This window comes from Novosphingobium sp. BL-S-34 (assembly GCF_056857015.1).
In genome coordinates, this window is record NZ_CM166473.1 from 1,142,339 (window position 1) to 1,160,875 (window position 18,537).

At 66.5% G+C, this 18,537-nt stretch carries 16 protein-coding genes; 8 read left to right on the forward strand and 8 right to left on the reverse strand.

Annotated elements, in window-relative coordinates; translation table 11 throughout:
• Positions 1 to 110 precede the first annotated feature (110 nt).
• Positions 111 to 449, forward strand: a complete 339-nt coding sequence (locus AC1VV3_RS18920; protein WP_482962117.1) for a DUF2322 family protein — start codon at positions 111 to 113, stop codon at positions 447 to 449.
• Between the two features lie 93 nt (positions 450 to 542).
• On the opposite strand, the gene AC1VV3_RS18925 is transcribed toward AC1VV3_RS18920, so the two are convergent.
• A complete protein-coding gene (locus tag AC1VV3_RS18925) occupies positions 543 to 2,891 on the reverse strand; it encodes a TonB-dependent receptor (protein ID WP_482962118.1) in 2,349 nt (782 codons plus the stop codon).
• A 244-nt stretch (positions 2,892 to 3,135) separates the two neighbouring features.
• Here AC1VV3_RS18925 and AC1VV3_RS18930 point away from each other — a divergent pair, with 244 nt between their 5' ends.
• A complete protein-coding gene (locus tag AC1VV3_RS18930; protein WP_482962119.1) occupies positions 3,136 to 4,170 on the forward strand; it encodes a LacI family DNA-binding transcriptional regulator in 1,035 nt (344 codons plus the stop codon).
• Positions 4,171 to 4,190: 20 nt separating this feature from the next.
• Here AC1VV3_RS18930 and AC1VV3_RS18935 read toward each other — a convergent pair whose 3' ends face one another.
• The gene (locus tag AC1VV3_RS18935) at positions 4,191 to 5,624 is read right to left on the reverse strand and encodes a mannitol dehydrogenase family protein (RefSeq protein WP_482962120.1); all 1,434 of its coding nucleotides are present in this window, start codon (positions 5,622 to 5,624) and stop codon (positions 4,191 to 4,193) included.
• Positions 5,621 to 7,066, reverse strand: a complete 1,446-nt coding sequence (gene uxaC, locus AC1VV3_RS18940; RefSeq protein ID WP_482962121.1) for a glucuronate isomerase — start codon at positions 7,064 to 7,066, stop codon at positions 5,621 to 5,623. The genes AC1VV3_RS18935 and uxaC overlap by 4 nt, the downstream gene beginning before the upstream one ends.
• A 69-nt stretch (positions 7,067 to 7,135) precedes the next feature.
• On the opposite strand from uxaC, the gene AC1VV3_RS18945 reads away from it, so the two are divergent.
• Positions 7,136 to 8,665 (forward strand): UxaA family hydrolase, encoded by a 1,530-nt coding sequence (locus tag AC1VV3_RS18945; protein WP_482962122.1) that lies wholly within the window; start codon positions 7,136 to 7,138, stop codon positions 8,663 to 8,665.
• Positions 8,666 to 8,680: 15 nt separating this feature from the next.
• Here AC1VV3_RS18945 and AC1VV3_RS18950 read toward each other — a convergent pair whose 3' ends face one another.
• Positions 8,681 to 9,661 carry a cytochrome c peroxidase gene (locus AC1VV3_RS18950; protein WP_482962123.1) on the reverse strand — a complete coding sequence of 327 codons (981 nt, stop codon included), beginning with the start codon at positions 9,659 to 9,661 and terminating at the stop codon, positions 8,681 to 8,683.
• Between the two features lie 274 nt (positions 9,662 to 9,935).
• On the opposite strand from AC1VV3_RS18950, the gene AC1VV3_RS18955 reads away from it, so the two are divergent.
• The 3 genes from AC1VV3_RS18955 to AC1VV3_RS18965 all read left to right on the forward strand — a co-directional run bounded on the left by AC1VV3_RS18955 (position 9,936) and on the right by AC1VV3_RS18965 (position 13,912).
• On the forward strand, positions 9,936 to 11,936 hold the full coding sequence (locus AC1VV3_RS18955) for a TonB-dependent receptor plug domain-containing protein (protein ID WP_482962124.1): 2,001 nt from the start codon (positions 9,936 to 9,938) through the stop codon (positions 11,934 to 11,936).
• 268 nt (positions 11,937 to 12,204) lie between these two features.
• Positions 12,205 to 13,506 carry a chloride channel protein gene (locus AC1VV3_RS18960; protein WP_431567169.1) on the forward strand — a complete coding sequence of 434 codons (1,302 nt, stop codon included), beginning with the start codon at positions 12,205 to 12,207 and terminating at the stop codon, positions 13,504 to 13,506.
• A gap of 10 nt (positions 13,507 to 13,516) precedes the next feature.
• A complete protein-coding gene (locus AC1VV3_RS18965) occupies positions 13,517 to 13,912 on the forward strand; it encodes a barstar family protein (RefSeq protein WP_482962125.1) in 396 nt (131 codons plus the stop codon).
• A 59-nt stretch (positions 13,913 to 13,971) separates the two neighbouring features.
• Here AC1VV3_RS18965 and AC1VV3_RS18970 read toward each other — a convergent pair whose 3' ends face one another.
• From AC1VV3_RS18970 to AC1VV3_RS18985, 4 genes are all read right to left on the reverse strand, one after another.
• Positions 13,972 to 14,310 (reverse strand): transcription initiation protein, encoded by a 339-nt coding sequence (locus tag AC1VV3_RS18970; RefSeq protein WP_482962126.1) that lies wholly within the window; start codon positions 14,308 to 14,310, stop codon positions 13,972 to 13,974.
• 106 nt (positions 14,311 to 14,416) lie between these two features.
• Entirely contained in the window at positions 14,417 to 14,695 is a 279-nt protein-coding gene (locus AC1VV3_RS18975) for a hypothetical protein (protein ID WP_482962127.1), read from the reverse strand.
• Between the two features lie 188 nt (positions 14,696 to 14,883).
• The gene (locus AC1VV3_RS18980) at positions 14,884 to 15,639 is read right to left on the reverse strand and encodes a cation transporting ATPase C-terminal domain-containing protein (protein ID WP_482962128.1); all 756 of its coding nucleotides are present in this window, start codon (positions 15,637 to 15,639) and stop codon (positions 14,884 to 14,886) included.
• The gene (locus AC1VV3_RS18985; protein ID WP_482962129.1) at positions 15,552 to 17,597 is read right to left on the reverse strand and encodes a cation-translocating P-type ATPase; all 2,046 of its coding nucleotides are present in this window, start codon (positions 17,595 to 17,597) and stop codon (positions 15,552 to 15,554) included. Before AC1VV3_RS18985 ends, AC1VV3_RS18980 begins: the two co-directional genes overlap by 88 nt.
• Positions 17,598 to 17,983: 386 nt before the next feature.
• On the opposite strand from AC1VV3_RS18985, the gene AC1VV3_RS18990 reads away from it, so the two are divergent.
• Positions 17,984 to 18,274, forward strand: a complete 291-nt coding sequence (locus tag AC1VV3_RS18990) for a UvrB/UvrC motif-containing protein (protein WP_132266028.1) — start codon at positions 17,984 to 17,986, stop codon at positions 18,272 to 18,274.
• Positions 18,274 to 18,516: a DUF3253 domain-containing protein gene (locus AC1VV3_RS18995; protein WP_132266030.1), complete on the forward strand. Its 243-nt coding sequence runs from the start codon at positions 18,274 to 18,276 to the stop codon at positions 18,514 to 18,516. The genes AC1VV3_RS18990 and AC1VV3_RS18995 overlap by 1 nt, the downstream gene beginning before the upstream one ends.
• The last annotated feature ends 21 nt before the right edge of the window (positions 18,517 to 18,537 follow it).

The window sequence follows — 18,537 nt, forward strand, 5'->3', positions numbered from 1 at the left end:
GGTTTATGCGGGGGCCTGCGAGGCGCCAGCATCGACTGCCGCCTTGGCGGGCGGATGGGGAAGGTGTTAGAGGCCCGCGCCATTCACCCGGAAACACGAAAGACACGGCTTTGACGATCCAACCCGCCGCCGCCTTCAAGGACAATCTCCAGCAGCTGCCGCCGATCGACGGCATTCAGCGCATCGACCTGCTCGACGAAACCGGCACGGTCGTCGCCGGCATCGAGAACCAGCCGGGCAAACAAGGCTCCCTGGCCGTCTACAACTACCTGCAGCAGTCCTTCGGTGCGCTCGATGCGGCTGCGGCCGAGCATGGCCTGGCTATTTTCGCCGAACACACCCCCGACGCGCGCAGCCGCCCCGGCGCCCATCCGAATGTCGACCTCCTGCTCGACATCGCCGCGGGCGGTACTCCCCTGCGTATCGAGGTGATCTCCGCCGCCGGCTGATGGCAGGGCGCACCCTCGGCCACATGCGAAAACGGCCTCCCCCGCCATGGCGGGGAAGGCCGTTGAAATCCGCCCGAAAGGGCTCCTATCGCATCAGAAGCTGACGCCCAGCGTACCGAAGACCTGGCGCGGTGCCGAGGAGTGGAACACGAGGATGGTTCCGTTGACATCGTCCGGTGCGAAGACGCTGTTGTCGAAGTTCGACGCATAGCGCTTGTTGGTCAGATTGGTCACGTTCAGCGAGAGCTTCGCGCCCTTCAGCGGTCCGAAGTCGCCAAAGTCGTAGACAAGGCCGAGGTCCACGGTGACATAGCCGCCGAAGCTCTGGTCGTTGGTATAGGTATAGTACCGGCGACCGGTATACTTGCCCTGTACCGAAGCGGAGAAACCGTCCTGCTTCACCGACAGGACGCTCGCCAGCATTTCCTTGGGCGTATCGACCTGCTGCTTGCCCGCGGTCGCCTTGATGACGCAAGTCGCGCCGGTGCACCAGTTCAGATCGTCGTCATACGTGGACTTGTTGTACGAGGCCGAGTTGTACCAGTTCAGCCAGGGCAGCGGCTTCCACAGCACACCCAGTTCCACGCCCTTGCTGGTGACGCTGCCGGCATTGTGGAACGAGTTGCCGCAGCCCGGATTCTGCTGCTGGTTGGTCGGGCAGGGATTGTACTGGAGCAGGCGGTTGTCGAACTTCACCCAATAGCCGCTGAGCGCGACCTGCAACTGGCTGCTGACGAAGCGATAGCCGCCTTCGACGCTCTTCGAGGTCTCGGGCTTCAGGGTCTTGCCCTGCGCGTTCCACACGGTCTGCGAGACGGACTGCGGGCCCAGCTTGAAGCCGCCCTGGAACATGGCCATGTTCTCGGCATAGCTGGCGAAGAGTTCGTGCTGCGGGGCGACCTGCCAGTGCAGGCCGATTTCGGGCAGGAAGAAGTCCTTGGCCGTCAGCGAGCCGGTGGCGAACTGGCTGGAGGCCGGCGGCGGGGTCTTGGCGATGCCGTCCTGCGCCTCGGCGTCCGAGCGGGAGTACGTGCCCTTGAAGCCGAAGTCGACGGTGAGCGCGTCATCCAGCAGCTTGATCGTGTCCTGAACGTAGAACTGGCGGGTCTTCCACTTCGTTTCCTGCACCCACTGCGCCGTATCCGGCTGGCCCTCCAGGAACTGCCCGATGTCGAACGGGCCGGTCACGTTGGTCCAGATGTAGCGCGCGGCGCTGCTCTTGTTTTCCTCGATCCAGAAGCCGGCCTGGAACTGGTTGAAGCCCACGTCCCAGCTCAGGCTGCCGAGCCCGCCGGTACGATTGATGGTATAGCGCGTGTCGCGGATCTGCACCGGCACGTCATCGGCAGTGGTCGCCGTGCCCTGCTTGGACCAGCCGACGATCCAGTTGTTGCCGGCGCCCTTGTCGGTATGGTGATAGACCTGGACGCGGGCCTTGATCGCCTTGGTGATGTCGAAATCGCCGGCGAGGTAGAACAAGTTGTCATTGCGCAGGATCTGACCGTTAGTGAAGGTCACGTCCGAGTTCTTCTGCGGTGAAGGCGCGGCAACGCACTTGGTGGGCGCGGTCGGTCCCGTCACCGAGCAGTAGGCGCGGTCGAGGTACGATTGCCAGTCAGGCGCATAGCCGCCCCAGTCCCAGCCGAGCCGACCCTGCATTTCCTTGGAGAGATAGGCATCGTCGGCCTGGTTGGTGCGCGAAATGTCGGCAAAGGCAGTGATCGTGCCGCCGGTGAAGGCGTACTTCGCCTTGCCGTTGAACTGCTTGCCAGTCGACTTGTTATAGGCGCGCTGGTTCACGAACAGGTCCTGTTCGCTGTAGTGGCCGGAGACATAGGCCGAAAACCCGCCATGCTCGCCGGTGTCGAAGCGCGCGAAAGTGCGCAGGGTATCTTCGCTGCCGACCGTCTGGCTGACCGTCAGTCCGATGTCCTGGTGCGGATCGCTGCTGAAATAGGTCAGCGCGCCGCCAAGGTTGCTGGTCGAAGGGATGCCAAGGCCGGCGATGCCCGTCGCCAGGTCGGCCCGGCCGAGGTTCTCGGAAATCAACGCGCGGCTGATCGAAAGGCCGTTGTAGTTGTTGTAGGCGCCGTCGCCCAGCGGCATGCCGTCCAGCGTATAGCCCAGGTGGGTGGTGCTGAAACCGCGCACCTGCAGCGAAAGGGACTGCTCGTTGACGCCCAGCGCGTCGATCGACTGCGCGCTCACGCCCGGCAGGAAGTTCAGCGCCTTCTGCACGCTGGTACCCGGCGGCAGGGCTTCAAGGTTGGAGGGCAGCAGGGTCGAGACCGAGCGGGTCTGGCCGCTGCCGATCACGACGATATCCCCGAATTCGCTGCCATCCGCGTCACTGGGCGCGGTATCCTGCGCCTGGGCCATTCCGGGCGCGAATACTGTAAAGCCGGCAGCAACCGCCAACGTGACAACGGACTTGTTCAACACTTATACCCCCCTTGGATGCGAAAGCGCCGCGACGAGTTCACGGCGCCGGCAACTTTCCGGAGCGGGCCTATTTCACGGATTGGTGACGGTTTCGCTACAATGCGGAAATAAATCAGTAAAACTTCCCGAGCGTCGTCAGCGCGGTCGAAAAACGACCATGTCTGTTCGGAGGTGCGGGCGCAGGTGCCGGCGCCGACTTGGGAAAGCCCTTGATCGCCGCCCGCAGGCCATTACACGACAGGCGATGAAAGCACCGGAAGCGCGATCCCCAGGCGGCGAGCCCACTATCGACGATGTCGCCGCCGCCGCGGGCGTTTCGATCCGCACGGTGTCCCGCGTCCTCAACAAGTCGCCCAAGGTCAACGAGAACACCCGCAAGACGATCGAGGACATCATCGACCGGCTCAACTTCAAGCCGAGCCGGGGCGCCAGGGCATTGGCCATGCGCCGCTCGTTCCTGATCGGGCTGGTGCATAACGACCAGAACGCGCTGGTGCTCGATTCCATCCAGCGCGGGATCGCCAGAGTGGCATCGCCGAACGGCTACGAACTGGTGGTCCACGCCTGCCCCGATAAGGATGACGCCGTCATCGACGACGTCCTGGCCTTCATCGACAGGTCGAGAGTAGACGGCATCATCCTCTTGCCGCCGGTCTCGGGCGTACCGGGCCTGCCCGAAGCGCTGGACACCTGCCCCGTCACTGCCGTCGCGCTGTCATCTATCCCGATCGAGGGATTTGCAGGCGTGGTCCTCAGCGAGGAACGACAGGCCGGTGCCGAAGTGGCGCGCCATCTGCTCGGCCTGGGCCACCGCGCCCTGGGCCTCGTCAACGGGCCGGAAGGGGTCGCCTCCGCGCAGGAAAGGCGCACGGGCTTCCTGGGCGAAATCGCGAACCAGGCGGGGATCTCGCTGGCAGAGACCTCGGGAGACTACAGCTTCGCCTCGGGCGTCCTCGCGGCGGAAGATCTGCTGAGCCGGGAGCCGCGCCCCACCGCCATCTTCGCGGCCAATGACATCATGGCCGCAGGGGTCATGAAAGTGGCCGCGACGCGCCGGATCGCGGTGCCCGACCAGCTCTCCATCGTCGGTTTCGACGGCAGCATCCTCACGCGCATGCTGACCCCTGCCCTCACCTCGGTCCTGCGCCCTTTCGGTGAAATGGCCGCCGGCGCCGCCGGGCAACTGATCGCGCGGATTGAGGGCAAGACGGCAGCACCGACCATGCCCCATGCGCTGGAACTCGTGCCTGCCGAGTCCACGGGGCCCGCCCCGGCCTGACGCCGAAAGGGCCGCCCCTTTCAGTGGACGCAAGCAGGGTCGAGACGTCCCGCCGCCAATCCTGCGAGGCCGGCCTCCACCGCGCCGACGAAGCGGGGGTCCGCGCCGAGTTCGCCGAAAACCTCGCGCATCGCCAGCACCGCCCGCCAGTCTTCGGCGCGCTGGAGCAGCGGACCCGACAACGGATCGGTGATCGCCCGGCCCTCACGCGCGGCGGCGGCCAGGAAGCGCAGCCAGGCGGCGATGGGCAGCGCCAGCCGCGCGACCGGGCGGCCCGCTGCAAGAGCGGCGCGCACCGTGTCCAGCAGGCGATAGGGCAGCTTCTGCGATCCGTCCCAGGCGATCTGGGAAAGCAGGTGGCGGATCGCGGGATTGGCGAAGCGGGCCAGAATGTCCGAGATATAGGCCTGCAGGTCCAGCCCTGCCGGGGCGGAGACCGATGGCGCGATATCTTCGCGCATCAGGCGCTCGGCAAATGCGGCGAGTTCCCGGTCGGCCATGGCTTCGGCCACCGTTTCCAGTCCGCGCCCCAGGCCGATATAGGCCAGCGAGGAATGGGCGCCGTTAAGCAGGCGCAACTTGGCGGTTTCGAAGGGGCGAACGTCTCCGGTGAAAGTCACCCCCGCCAGGTCGAGCGCGGGGCGCTCCCCAGCGAAACGCTCCTCGATCACCCACTGCGTGAAGCGCTCGCGCTGGATGGGCCAGGCGTCCTCCTGCCCTATCGCTGCGGCGACACGCCTGCGCAGGGCGTCGTCAGTGGCGGGCGTGATGGAATCGACCATGGCATTCGGGAACGCCGCATGATCGGCGATCCAGCGCGCGGTCTCGGGGTCGACCGCCTCCGCCAGCGCCAGGGTCGCGGCTTCCAGCTTGCGGCCATTGTCCGAGAGATTGTCGCAGCAGAGCACGGTCACGCCGGGCAGCCCTGCAAGACGGCGGCCCTGAAGCCCGCGCACCAGCCAGCCGGTGAAGGATGACGGCGTCCAGTCTCCGGACCGCGCGGCTTCGAGGTCCGCGGCGATGGCAAGGCTGGCGAAATCGAGCGTGCCGTCCGCGGCGAGGCAGTAGCCCTTTTCGGTCACGGTCGCGCTGACGATGCGCGTATCGGCATGGACCAGGGCCGCCAGGATCGCAGCGGGATCTTCGCGCGTGAGCACCCGGTTGATCGCGCCGATCACGCGGTAGTCGGTCTCCGCATCGAGGCGCGCCAGGGTGTAGAGCCCATCCTGCGGGTTCAGCGCATCGGCAACGCCGCGCGAATGGAGGCTGACCCCGGTCAGTCCCCAGCGAGGGTCTTGAGCCAGCAGCGTATCGAATGCAGCCGCCTGATGGGCGCGGTGGAAGGCGCCCGGCCCGAAGTGGACGACGCCCGGCCGCACGGCCGCGCGGTCGTACCGCGGCGCCGCGACCGAGCCCGGCAGCGCGGCCAGCGAGGCTTGCGAAAGGCGGGTCACGCCAGCTCCACCACGCGCGACGCCGGGGCCTCCAGGCCATAGGCCTTGCGCACGAGACCCAGGGTCAGTTCCTGCGCCAGCTCTGCCGCTTCCCAATCCGCCAGGCGATGCTCAGAAACCAGCCGCGCCAGGAAGCCGCAGTCGATGCGGCGCGCCACGTCGTGCCGTGCCGGGATCGACAGGAACGCGCGGGTATCGTCGTTGAACCCTACCGTATTGTAGAAGCCTGCGGTCTCCGTGGTCATTTCGCGGAAGCGGCGCATGCCCTCCGGGCTATCGTGGAACCACCAGGCCGGGCCAAGACGCAAAGCGGGGTAATGGCCCGCGAGCGGCGCCAGTTCCCGCGCGTAAGTCGTTTCGTCCAAGGTAAAGAGAATGACGGTAAGGCCGGGCTCGTTGCCGAACAGGTCGAGCATCGGGCGCAGTGCCTCGACATATTCGGTGCCGCGCGGAATGTCCGCCCCCTTGTCTCGGCCGTGGCTGGCGAAGAGACGCGCGTTGTGGTTGCGTGTGGCGCCGGGGTGGATCTGCATGGTCATGCCGTCCTCCAGGCTCATCCGCGCCATCTCGGTGAGCATCTGCGCCCGGAACAGCTCGGCTTCCGCGGCATCGGCCTTGCCGCCCATGACTTTGGCGAACAGCGCCTCGCACGCCGCAGCGGAGAGGTCGGCGGTGCGCGCGCTGAGGAAACCGTGGTCCGTCGCCGTGGCGCCCATCTCCCGGAAATCGGCGCGGCGCTTGCGGTGTGCGGCGAGGTAGCCCTGCCAGCTCCCCACGTCCTCGCCCGAGAGCTGTGCGAACCGGGCAAGGTCGCGCGCGAAGGAATCGTGCTCGGGATCGATCACCGAATCCGGGCGATAGGTAGTGACCACATTGCCCTTCCAGCCCGAAGCGCGGATCGCCTTGTGGTGCTTCAGATCGTCGCCCGCGCCTTCGGTGGTGGCGAGCAGTTCGATGTTGAACCGCTCGAGCAGCGCGCGCGGCCGGAATGCGGGCGAGGCCAGCGCCTCTGCTATCGTGTCGTAGTAATGGTCCGCCGAACCGGCATCCAGCGTGACCGCGATGCCGAAGACTTCGGCAAAGACATGGTCCAGCCACATGCTGGAAGGCGTCCCTCGGAACAAGTGCCAGTTCGCTGCGAACAGACGCCAGGCCTCGCGCGGATCGGTATCGGGCAGAAGCCCGCCCTTGCGCGGCACGGCCAGCGCATCGAGGTCGATCCCCTGCGAATAGAGCATGCGGAACAGGTAGTGGTCGGGGGCCAGCAGAAGCTCGGTCGCATTGGTCCAGGCGGCATCGGAAGCGAACCACGCGGGATCGGTGTGCCCGTGCGGGCTGACGATCGGCAACCCCGCCACTTGCGCATAGAGTTCGCGCGCAATGGCCCGCGTGTCGGGATCGGCGGGGAACAGGCGGTCGGGGTGAAGCGAAAGCTGCGGCATCCGGAATCTCCTTGGCTGCCGTCCGAATATCGAGTTGTGCCAGCGCTGGCAATGGCGTATCGTCGGGCCATGATCGAGACTCTTGCCCCCTCCGTCGATGCCGTTCGAATTGCTCAGGAAGACGATGTCGCCGTCGCCCTGCACCCGCTCGATGCGGGCCGGGAAATCCGCCTGCCGGGCCTTCATGTCACCTTGCGCGATCCCATTCCCGCGGGCCACAAGTTCGCCGTCGCGCCGATCGCCGCCGGCGCAGCCGTCCACCGTTACCGCGCCCCGATCGGCCTGGCCACGCGCGACATCGCGGTGGGAGAGCACGTCCACTCGCACAATCTGAGCACGGCCCTGGCAGGTGAGAAAGCCTATGCCTTTGCCGGCCCCGGCCCTGCCGCAGCAGGCGCAAGCACGAACGCGGAGCGCACCTTCCGCGGCTATCGGCGTACCGACGGCAGCGTCGGCACGCGCAACGAACTCTGGATCCTGCCCACGGTGGGCTGCGTCGGCCGGCTGGGCGAGCGACTGGCCGCGCAGGCCAATGCCGGAATGGTAGCGGGCCCGGAGGGGGCAGAGGGCGTCCACGCCTTCAACCATCCCTTCGGCTGCTCCCAGCTTGGCGCGGACCTGGACGGCACTGCCGCGATCCTCGCCTCGCTGGCGCTCAACCCCAATGCCGGCGGCGTGCTGCTGCTCGGGCTGGGCTGCGAATCGAACCAGCTCGATGCATTGCTGGAACGCATTCCCGAAGCGCGCCGTTCGCGCTTGCGGGTGCTGCGCGCCCAGTCCGAAACGGACGAGTTCTCCGCCGGTCAGGCCCTGATTGCCGAGCTTCTGGCCGAGATGGCAGGCGACAGCCGTGAAGACGTGCCCCTATCGGCGCTGCGCCTGGGCGTGAAATGCGGCGGTTCCGATGCCATGAGCGGTTTGACCGCCAACCCGCTGATCGGCCTGATGGCCGATGCCGTCACCCAGGCCGGCGGCGCCGCGATCCTGACGGAGATTCCCGAAGTCTTCGGCGCCGAGAACCTGCTGCTCGAACGCGCCACCAGCCAGGAAGTGTTCGACAGCCTCTCCGCGCTGGTGAACGGGTTCAAGCGCTACTTCCTCGATCACGGCGAACCGGTCTCGGAAAACCCCAGCCCCGGCAATATCGCCGGCGGGATTACCACGCTGGAGGAAAAGTCGCTGGGCGCCGTGCAGAAGGGCGGCCTCGCCCCCGTGCGCGACGTGATCGGTTATGGCGAGCGTATTTCGCCGCTGCGGGCGCAAGGCGGCCTGACGGTGCTGGAAGGTCCGGGCAACGACGCCGTGTCCACCACTGCGCTGGCGGCGGCGGGCGCAACGATCACGCTGTTCTCGACCGGCCGCGGTACACCGCTGGGCAGCCCGGTGCCGACGATGAAGATCGCCTCCAACCACGATCTTGCCGCGCGCAAGCCCGGCTGGATCGATTTCGACGCCGGCATCGCTCTGGAACAGGGCATGGAAACGGCGGCAGAGGCCCTGCTCGACCGGATCCTCGCGGTGGCCAGCGGCGAACCTGCGCGCAACGAAAGCAACGACGAGCGGGCCATCGGCATCTGGAAACGCGGCGTCACGCTTTAGCGCCCACGCCGGGGATCACAAAGGCTTGCCGCAAGCCTCCATCGGCAGCGAAAACTGCGGATTGGCCAGGAAGCTGTGGTCGGTAAGGCTCTCCAGGAAGGCGATGAGCGGCGGCATGTCCGCGCTCTGGACGGCTTGTCCGTGCGCCGCGATCGCATCGGCCAGCGACGCCGCCGAACCGTCGTGGAGGTAAGGAGCCGTCACGGCAACATTGCGCAGACCGGGCGTGCGGAAGCGACCCAGGTCGTCCGGAGAGGCGGATATCTCCGCAAGCCCGGGATCGGCCCCGACCGGACCGATCCTGTGGAACTTCGCGTCCGTGAGATCGGCCCCCGCATGGCACCCTGCGCAGTCGCGCCTGAAAGTGGTCAGCCCCTGCCGCGCCTGGCCTGAAAGCGCGTCTTTCTCCCCGCTCTCGAAACGATCCCAGGCGCTGCCTCGGGAAACCAGCGTCCGTTCGAAAGCGGCCAGCGCCCTCACCACGTCGGCATAGTCGATCCGCCCCCGGGATTGCGGAAAGGCCTTGCGGAACAAGCTGCGATAGCAGGGATCGCGGCCGAGCCGCCGGGACAGTTCCGCTTCCTGCCCCTTCATCGCCATCTCGACCGGGTGCTCGCCCAGGATCGGCACCGAGGCCTGCGCCTCCAGCGTGGCCTGCCGCGGATCGGCCCAGGTCAGCGGCGAAAGCCAGGCGAGGTTCTGGAGCGCGGGCACATTGCGCCGCCCCGGATCGTCCAGCGCTCCGGCATGGGTGCGATTTCCGTCCGCGAATGCGTGGTGCTGCTCGTGACAGGTCGCGCAGGACATCGTGCCGTTGATCGAAAGGTCGGCATCGTAGAACAGGCGCCGCCCCAGTTCGACTTTGACCGCGCTCATCGGATTGTCGGCGGGGATCGGGGGTGCGTCCGCGCCCCAATTCCACGCGCCGCGCTCCCCGGCCAGGGCGCCCGAAACGGCCGTGGCCAGCAGCAGGAGGCCGATCAGCCCGTAACGCATCGCAGCCTCAGGACGGGCGAGCGACGGGTGACGGACAGGATGCGCAAGTCATGAAATTCGGTCCGATGTCCGTTCCCTCTTCGCATGCCGCGATCGCCAATCCTCATCGTCTAACCCCGGCGTCATTATGCTTTACGGCGCGGCAAAGCTATATACGACCGGATATAGCGAATCGCCGGGACGGCGACAGGTCAAAAAAATGGGGGTTTCCTTGATACGTTCCGCTTCCGCGCTTGCGGTTACTTTTTCCTGCGCCCTTTCCTTGTCGGTCTCGGTGCCTGTTCTGGCGCAGACGAGCACGACTTCAGGTCGGGACGATGCCTTTACGCTGGGCCAGATCATCGTCACTGCGCCGACGGAATCGACGCCGACGATATCCTCCACCACGCTTGACGCCGATGCCATGCGGCTGTTCCAGCGCAACAGCCTGGACGATGCGGTCAACCTCATGCCCGGCCTGTCCTCGTCGAACAGCGGCGGATCGCGCAATGAGCGCCTTATCAACGTGCGCGGTTTCGACCGCTACCAGGTGCCGCTCTCCATCGACGGCATCCGCGTCTACCTGCCGGCAGACGGCAGGCTCGACTATGGACGCTTCCTCACCGGCGACATTGCGCAAGTACAGGTGGCCAAGGGCTATGCTTCCGTTCTGGACGGGCCCGGCGCAATGGGCGGGGCGATCAACCTGGTGACGCGAAAGCCCTCTCAGCCGATCGAGGCCGAGGCACGCGGCACGCTGAACCTGGGGCGCGAGGCCGAATATGCAGGTTACAACGTGTTCGCCCTGCTCGGCACGCGGCAGGACAAGTGGTACGCGCAGGCCAGCTACACCCGCAACTTCACCGATCACTGGGACCTGCCCGGCAGCTATGAGCCCAGCGCCGGATCGGCGGAAGACGGCGGCCACCGCGATTTCTCGCGCACCGAGGATTGGCGCGTCAATGCCAAGCTGGGCTTCACGCCCAATGCCACTGACGAATATTCGCTGAGCTATACCCGTCAGGAAGGCGCCAAGAACGCGCCGCTGCACATCACCGACAGTTCCGCATCCCAGCGCAACTGGTCGTGGCCCTACTGGAACATCGACAGCATCTACTTCCTCTCCACCACGGCGCTGGGCGATCTGGCGACGCTGAAGACACGCGTCTACCGCAACAGCTTCGACAACCTGCTGCGCGCTTTCGACGATGCCAGCCAGACCACCCAGACGCGCCCGCGCGCCTTCAACAGCTATTACGCCGACAAGGCCTGGGGCGGATCGGCCCAGCTCGATGTGGACGTGAGCGAGGCCGACCGCTTCAGCGTGGCCGCGCATTACCGCCGCGACAAGCATGTCGAATGGCAGGAGAGCTTCGCAAACGGTATCGGCACGACCGAGCCGAAGCAGACCAGCATCGAGGAAACCTACAGCATCGCGGCCGAAAACCGCCTTGCCTTCAACCCCGCGCTGGCCCTCACCGCCGGCGTCAGCTTCGACTGGCGCAATCTTACCCGGGCGGAAGACTACGCCAGCAACGCGCTGATCGAATATCCGCTGCACAATGGCCAGGCGCTCAATGGGCAGGCACAGCTGGTATGGACACCGGACTCGGCCACCAGCCTCCATGCCGGCATCTCCTCGCGCGCCCGCTTCCCGACGATTTTCGAACGCTTCAGTTCGCGCTTCGGCGGAGCGACCTCCAGCCCCGACCTCAAGGCCGAGCGCGCCACCAATTACGAGATCGGCGGAGCACGCGACTTCGGCCCGCTCCACGCCGAGGCCGCTGTATTCTACTCGCACCTGAGCGATGTGATCGTAGCCTTCCCGACCATCTTCAACCAGCAGCCCGTAACCCAGAGCCGCAACCTCGGCAGCGGCAACTATTACGGCGGCGAGATCGCGCTGACCGCGACGCTTGGCGACACCCTCAGCCTCGGCGGCAACTACACGTACACGCACCGCGATATCGACGATCCGACGAACACCGCCTTCCAGCCCACCGGCGTGCCTACGCACAAGGCATTCGTCTGGGCCGACTGGGCGCCTCTGGACGGCCTGCACATCCTGCCCAATGCCGATATCGCCTCGGACCGCTGGACGGTGAACACCGCCGGCACGCGCTATTACCGCACGGGCGCCTATTTCCAGGCCAATATTTCCGTGAACTACGAGGTCTACCGCGGTGTCGTGATCGGCGCCGGCGCGCGCAATCTGTTCGACGATTACTACGTGCTCACCGATGGCTTCCCCGAACCCGGCCGCAGCTTCTTCCTGAGCTTCGCCTACAAGTATTGACGCCGCCGAACGCTCCAGCCGGTAACGGTCCGGCTGGAGCAGGCGTTTATGCCCGTGCCTGCGTCGAGCAGCGGGCGCGGTGGGAAAGGAAAGCGCGCGCCCAATAGGAAAGCCTGCGACCGGCACAGTGCTTCCTGCCTGTTACGCCGTACCCAGGCTGCGATTGACAGGAACGAATGCCCTGCATGGGTGGACAGGCCGGGCGAAGCGCTTCAATAGGGCCGGGCTCCCCGCCCTCTCCCATTCGCTCATCAGAGAGTCTCGCACCGTGATCAAACCGAGCCGCCTGCTGCCTCGCCGACTTCGCGTGGTCCTGCGCCGTCACGGTCCGGAAGCGCTGGTCTGGCGCAGGCGCGTGGCGATCGTGGGCGGGGCCGTGCTGGTCGGTCTGGTGGCGCTGGTCTTCGCGGACATGGCGGACAAAGCCAACGCCTTGTTCCACATGTTCGCAGCCCGCTGGTGGTGGGGGCCTCTGCTGGCGACGCCTGCAGGCTTTGCCGCCATCGCCTGGATCACGCTGCGTTTCGCGCCTCTGGCCAAGGGCTCGGGCATTCCCCAGGTGATGGCCGCGACCAAGAACCCGGAGGCGGCGCTGTCCACCCTGGTGTCTGCCCGCGCCGCCATTGCCAAGTTCTTCCTGACCGTGGGCGCGCTTCTCGTGGGCGCCTCGGTCGGCCGCGAGGGTCCGACCGTGCAGATCGCCGCAGCCATCATGGGCAGGATGCACCGCATGCTGCGCGTGCCCTTGCGGTCTTCGGTCTATATCGCAGGCGGCGCGGCGGGCGTTGCCGCTGCCTTCAACACGCCGCTTGCCGGTGTGGCTTTCGCCATCGAGGAACTGGCCGCAGCTTACGAGCAGCGCATGACGCTGCTGGTCATGGCCGCCGTGCTGATCGCTGGCATGGTCAGCCTGGGACTGGCGGGAGACTACATCTACTTCGGCGCCATGCGCCAGACGCTGGGCTTTCAGCAGGCGCTGATCGCCACCCCGGTCGCGGGCATCCTGGGCGGGATCGCCGGCGGCGTGTTCTCCCGGCTGATGCTGGGAGCCGGAACCACGACCATGCGCCCGATGGGGTGGCTGCGCGCACGTCCGGTGCTGTTCGCCGCGATCTGCGGCGCCATCGTCGCCGCGCTCGGCGTGTCGACCGGCCTGACCTGGGGCACCGGCTACGATACTGCAAACGGCATCATCGCCGGCCAGGACGTGCCCGTCTGGTTCGGCGCGGCCAAGTTCGTGACGACACTGGCGACGGCCGTCTCCGGCGTGCCGGGCGGCATCTTCGCGCCTTCGCTCTCCATCGGTGCCGGGATCGGCGAGCTTCTGCGCGGAATCTTTCCGGGCTATTCGCCGGGCGCGATCGTCCTGCTGGGCATGGTCGCCTATTTCACCGGTGTCGTGCGCGCGCCGCTCACGGCCGTGATCATCATCTCGGAAACGACCGCCAGCCGCGGCCTGATGATGCCGCTTCTCGCCTCTGCGCTGATCGGCGATTTCGCCGCCCAGTTCGTCTGCAAGGAAAAGCTCTATCACGGGCTCTCCCAGCGGTTCCTCCAACGCGCCGCCTGAGAGCGATCCGATGGAAGCGCGACAGTTCGAGATCGACGGAAGCGTCATCACGGACATTCCCGCCTTCTATGCCGAGATCAACAGGGTCTTCATGGCCGGGGAATCCTGGCTTCTGGCAGACAGCCTCGATGCCCTGAACGACCTGCTCTACGGCGGCTACGGCGCGATGCAGGGGGCCGAAAAAGTCACCTTGCGCTGGAAGGACATGGCAGCGACACGCGCGGCCCTCGGGCCGGAATGCACCCATGCCTTCCTGAGCGGAAGGCTGTGCCAGCGAACGATGTTCAATGGCTCAACAATAGCCGGGCAGCTGACGGCCCTGGAGCAAGGCCGCGGCACGACTTACTTCGACATCGTGATGGAAGTGTTCGCCGACCATCCCAATATCGAAATCGTGCCCGCTTGAGCGAGCGGCCGGCTGCCGGCGTTTCTCTTCGGCCCAGCTTTCCGGCCTAGCTTTCCGGCCTAACTTTCCGGATCGTACATGAACTCGCGCAGTTCCTGCGCGCAGCGGCAGGCGGCAGCGATCCTGGCCGCCCATCGCTCAGCCTCCTCGCGGCTGGGCAATTCCAGAACGGTAAACCCGCCGTCCAACCGGCTGCCGGGATAGATCCGCGAAGATACGCCTCCCTCGCCGGAAACCAGCACGGGGGGAACGCCCTCCTCTATTCCGCCGCCGAAAACATAGACTCCCGCCGCCTTGGCCGCGGCGATGACCGCATGGGATTCCCTGGCGGCCACCGCGAGTTCGTCCGGCGTCAGCACCATGGCCTCGCTCGGGAAGGAGATGAGGTACTTGGTCATGCCTGGGAATATGTCTCCGACGACCCTGCCCGGCAAGCGCGCGATCGGGCCATCGGCGGGAATGGTCGGCTGAAGCCCCCGGCACCAGGCCGGGGGCTTTCACGGCCTAGCGGCAGACGCGCACGCTGCGATGATGGCGCCATACGGTGCGGCAATGGCTGGCGTGGCGATAGGAGTGACGATACGAATGGCGGCGGCGGACGTCATGACGGCGCGGCGCAGGACGATAGCGGCGGTCGTCGCGGCGGGCATGGTCGCGGCGGGCATCGTGATGGTGTTCGACACGGTCGTGACGGTCGTAATGATGCTGAGCGCTCGCCGGCGAAGCCAGGCCAAGGCTCCCTGCAATCAGTGCCACGGCGAGGGATAACTTCGGAATCCGCATGTACTTCTCCTTGATGTCCAAAGGGAAAACGCGGCTAGGGCAGTTTCGCTGCCAAGGCTCATGCTCTGCGGCGGGAAGACCGTCAGGCGGGACGTAGTCTGGCGGAAGGACGGCAACAGGCAGTGCGCGCCCGCGCCTATCGGCACGCCCTGCGGGCCTCACGGCAGGCCCGCAGGGCGCCGCCTGGATCAGGAATGGAGGTCCTCGAACCAGTCCAACCGCTTCATGATCCACTTCTCCGCTTCCAGTACGGCGAAAAGCAGCACCCCGAGCAGGACGATGATCACGCCGTCGAACAGCGACACGGACCGCGTATCGAACACCTCGTGCATTACCGGCAGGTAGGTAAAGGCGAACTGCGCCAGCACCACCGCGCCGACCGACAGCAGCACGGACGGCGTTCCCAGCGCGCCGCGCAGGGTCAGCGACCGCATGTGCAGGTAGCGCACGTTGAAGAGGTAGAAGATCTCCCCCACCACCAGCATGTTGACCACCAGCGTGCGCGCCGTCTCGACATCCTCACCCCGGGCCAGGGCGCCGAAGAACACCAGCAGCATCAGGCCGGTGACCAGCAGGGAGACGAACACGATCCGCCACAGCAGGAACGGTGAGAGCAGGGAGGCGTCGGCCCGGCGCGGCGGGCGCTGCATCACTTCGGTTTCAGGCGGCTCGAAGGCAAGCACGAGGCCCAGCGTGATCGTGGTGACAAGGTTGATCCATAGGATCTGCGTCGCCGTCATCGGCAGGGTGAAGCCGGCCAGGATCGCCAGCACCATCAGCATGGCCTCGCCGCCGTTGGTCGGCAGGGTCCAGGCGATGACCTTGCGCAAATTGTCGTAGACCGTGCGCCCCTCGTTCACGGCCGCGACGATGGAGGCGAAATTGTCGTCCAGCAGGACCATCTGCGACGCCTCGCGCGCGGCTTCGGTGCCGGTGAGGCCCATGGCGGTGCCGACATCGGCCTGCCGAGCGACGGCGCATCGTTCACGCCGTCTCCGGTCATCGCCACGATGGCGCCCCGCGCCTGCAGCGCCCGCACGATGCGCAGCTTGTGCTCCGGGCTGGCCCGCGCGAAGACGCTGACGCCGCCCACTACCTCCATGAGTTCGGCATCGCTCAGCCGCTCCAGTTCCGCGCCGGACATCGCCACCGGATCGTCCGCGAGATCGAGCTGGCGGGCGATGGCGCGCGCGGTCTCGACATGGTCTCCGGTGATCATCTTCACCGCAATGCCGGCGCTGCGGCACTCAGCGATGGCGCGGCGCGCCTCTTCGCGCGGCGGATCGATGAAGCCCATGAGCCCGAGCATCGTCAGCCCCTGAAGATCCTCGAAGCGCAGCCGGTCCCGGGCGCTCGGCAACGTTAGCATGGCGAAGCCCAGCAAGCGCTCGCCCTGGGCCGCCGCGCGGGCAGCCAGCCGGTCCCATCGGGACGGATCGGCCTGCCCGCCCGCCAGAGCCAGCACAGCCTCGGGCGCGCCCTTCACGAAGACCACATGATCGCCGCCCGGCCCGCGGTGAAGCGTCGCCATGTAGCGATAGTCGGCATCGAAGGGGATCTCATCCAGCCGGGGCCATTCGGCGGCCACCCGGGCAGGGTCCATCCCCGCTTTCGTCCCCAGCGCAAGCAATGCGCCTTCCATCGGATCGCCCGTCACGCTCCACACGCCGGACTCCTCGCGCAGACTGGCATCGTTGCACAACATGCCGCAGCGGATGATCGCCGCCGCATCGCCGCCATCGACTTGCCCCCCAGCGGGGGCGTCCAGCGGATCGGCCGCGATCATGCCCTGCGGCGCATAGCCGGAACCGGACACCTCCAGCGCACTCGAAGCGGTGAAGACGTGGCGCACGGTCATCTCGTTGCGCGTGAGTGTGCCGGTCTTGTCGGTGCAGATGACCGAGGTGGCGCCCAGCGTTTCCACGGCGGGCAACTTGCGGATCACTGCCTTGCGCGCAGCCATCCGCCGCACGCCGATGGCCAGGGTGATGGTGATGACGGCAGGCAGACCTTCCGGAATGGCGCCGGCGGCCACCGCCACGATCGAGATCAGCGCATCGTCCCAGGCGAAGCCGCGCACCAGGACCGCGAAGATGAACAGCAGCACCGACGCGCCCAGGATGGTGAAAGTAAGCTGATGCGAGAAGCGGTTGATCTGCCGGATCAGCGGCGTCACCAGCACCGGCACCGCCTGAAGCATGCCGCTGATACGCCCGATCTCGGTCGCGCTGCCCGTGCCGACGACCAGGCCGGTGGCCTGCCCCTTGGCCACCAGCGTACCGGAAAAGGCCATCGAGGCGCGGTCGCCCAGCGGCGCGTCGACGGGAACGGCCCCTTCCCCTTTTTCCGCCGCGACGGATTCGCCGGTGAGCGCGGCTTCCTCGATGGCGAGACCTCGCGCCTTGAGCAGGCGCAAGTCGGCAGGGACGCGGTCTCCCGGCTCCAGCAGCACGATGTCTCCCGGCACGAGATCCGCCACATCGACCGAGGTTCGCTCTCCCCCTCGCAGCGCGACGGCGTGGGGAGACAGCAACGCGCGCATGCCGTTCAGCGATTCCTCCGCCCGGCCCTCCTGCACGAAGCCGACGATGGCATTGACCACCACCACCAGCATGATGACCGATGCATCCACCGGATGCCCCAGCAGGAACGCCGCCAGTCCTGCCGCGATCAGGAAATAGATCAGAGGATTGTGAAACTGCATGAGGAAGCGCCGTAAGGGATGCACGCGCGCGGTTTCGGGGAGGCTATTGGGTCCATATTGCAGCAAACGCGCTGCCGCCTGCTCGTACGACAGACCCTCTGGCGCGACGCCGAGTTCGTCCAGCACTTGCCGGCCGTCCAGGGCATACCACGGGGCCTCGGCCACAGGGCTTAAGGGATTGGCGACGGACCGGTTCATGCTGTCCCCTTTTCGAAACCCTGGCGATCCTGCCGCTGGCTGCCGCGATCAAGGTGCTGACAAGGTAATAGGAAGGCTGTCCGTAAAACAGACCGAGATTACATGAAGATGATGCGGGACAATCTTGCATTGCACAATCACCGAAGTGCAAGATGATAATTCCAATAATCCGATCGAAACGCAGCCAATGGAATGGAACGAGCAGTTCTCGATGCTGCGCGGAAGCGACCGGATTACGCATTCCGGTGAGGCAACAACCTGCAGGAATGAGGAGATACTGGCCGCGATTCCAGCCGAACTCCCGGTGAGGTTCGGTTTGGAACGCGGCGGTCCGCGCGTTCATCCGCATTGCAGGCACCGGAAGGGTCGCCGCGCGTTCAGCATCCATGACCGAGACGATCGAAAACCTGCAGCGCAAGATGGAGGAAGCGGCCAGCGCCTTGGACTTCGAGGAAGCGAAGCGCTGCCGGGACAAGATCAGCCTCCTGCGCGGCGGCGCCGGCGCGGAAGAGGTCGAGCGCGCCGATCTGTCGGGATTGCAACGCCAGCGTCCCGGCGCGATGGGGCTCGGAACCAACCAGCAACGCAGCACGCCGCCCGCCGGCTGGAAACCGCCGCCCCGACCCGATCCGATGACGTCCGGCCGCACTCCACGCGGCAAACCGCGGGGGAAATGATGGGCGACGCGCGCGCGGCAGCTCTGGCCTTGCTCGCATCCCGTGAACCGGGGGCCACGGTATGCCCAAGCGAAGTCGCCCGCGCGATAGCGCCCGGCGACACCTGGCGGGAGGCCATGCCCGAGGTCCATGCCGCCGTCGATTGCCTGCTGCTGGAGGGACGCGTGGGATTAAGCTGGAAAGGCCGTCCGTTATCGGCCCGGACCGGCCCCTATCGCATCCGCCGCCTGCCTCCGAACTGAACCGGATCGTGCGCCATAGAC

Excerpts from the sequence above, each read along its gene's own strand:
- AC1VV3_RS18930 (WP_482962119.1), top strand. The coding sequence starts at position 3,136 with ATGAAAGCACCGGAAGCGCGATCCCCAGGCGGCGAGCCCACTATCGAC.
- AC1VV3_RS18985 (WP_482962129.1), bottom strand. The coding sequence starts at position 17,597 with ATGAACCGGTCCGTCGCCAATCCCTTAAGCCCTGTGGCCGAGGCCCCG.
- uxaC (WP_482962121.1), bottom strand. The coding sequence starts at position 7,066 with ATGCCGCAGCTTTCGCTTCACCCCGACCGCCTGTTCCCCGCCGATCCC.
- AC1VV3_RS18965 (WP_482962125.1), top strand. The coding sequence starts at position 13,517 with ATGGAAGCGCGACAGTTCGAGATCGACGGAAGCGTCATCACGGACATT.
- AC1VV3_RS18980 (WP_482962128.1), bottom strand. The coding sequence starts at position 15,639 with ATGGGCCTCACCGGCACCGAAGCCGCGCGCGAGGCGTCGCAGATGGTC.
- AC1VV3_RS18970 (WP_482962126.1), bottom strand. The coding sequence starts at position 14,310 with ATGACCAAGTACCTCATCTCCTTCCCGAGCGAGGCCATGGTGCTGACG.
- AC1VV3_RS18945 (WP_482962122.1), top strand. The coding sequence starts at position 7,136 with ATGATCGAGACTCTTGCCCCCTCCGTCGATGCCGTTCGAATTGCTCAG.
- AC1VV3_RS18990 (WP_132266028.1), top strand. The coding sequence starts at position 17,984 with ATGACCGAGACGATCGAAAACCTGCAGCGCAAGATGGAGGAAGCGGCC.
- AC1VV3_RS18975 (WP_482962127.1), bottom strand. The coding sequence starts at position 14,695 with ATGCGGATTCCGAAGTTATCCCTCGCCGTGGCACTGATTGCAGGGAGC.
- AC1VV3_RS18995 (WP_132266030.1), top strand. The coding sequence starts at position 18,274 with ATGGGCGACGCGCGCGCGGCAGCTCTGGCCTTGCTCGCATCCCGTGAA.
- AC1VV3_RS18950 (WP_482962123.1), bottom strand. The coding sequence starts at position 9,661 with ATGCGTTACGGGCTGATCGGCCTCCTGCTGCTGGCCACGGCCGTTTCG.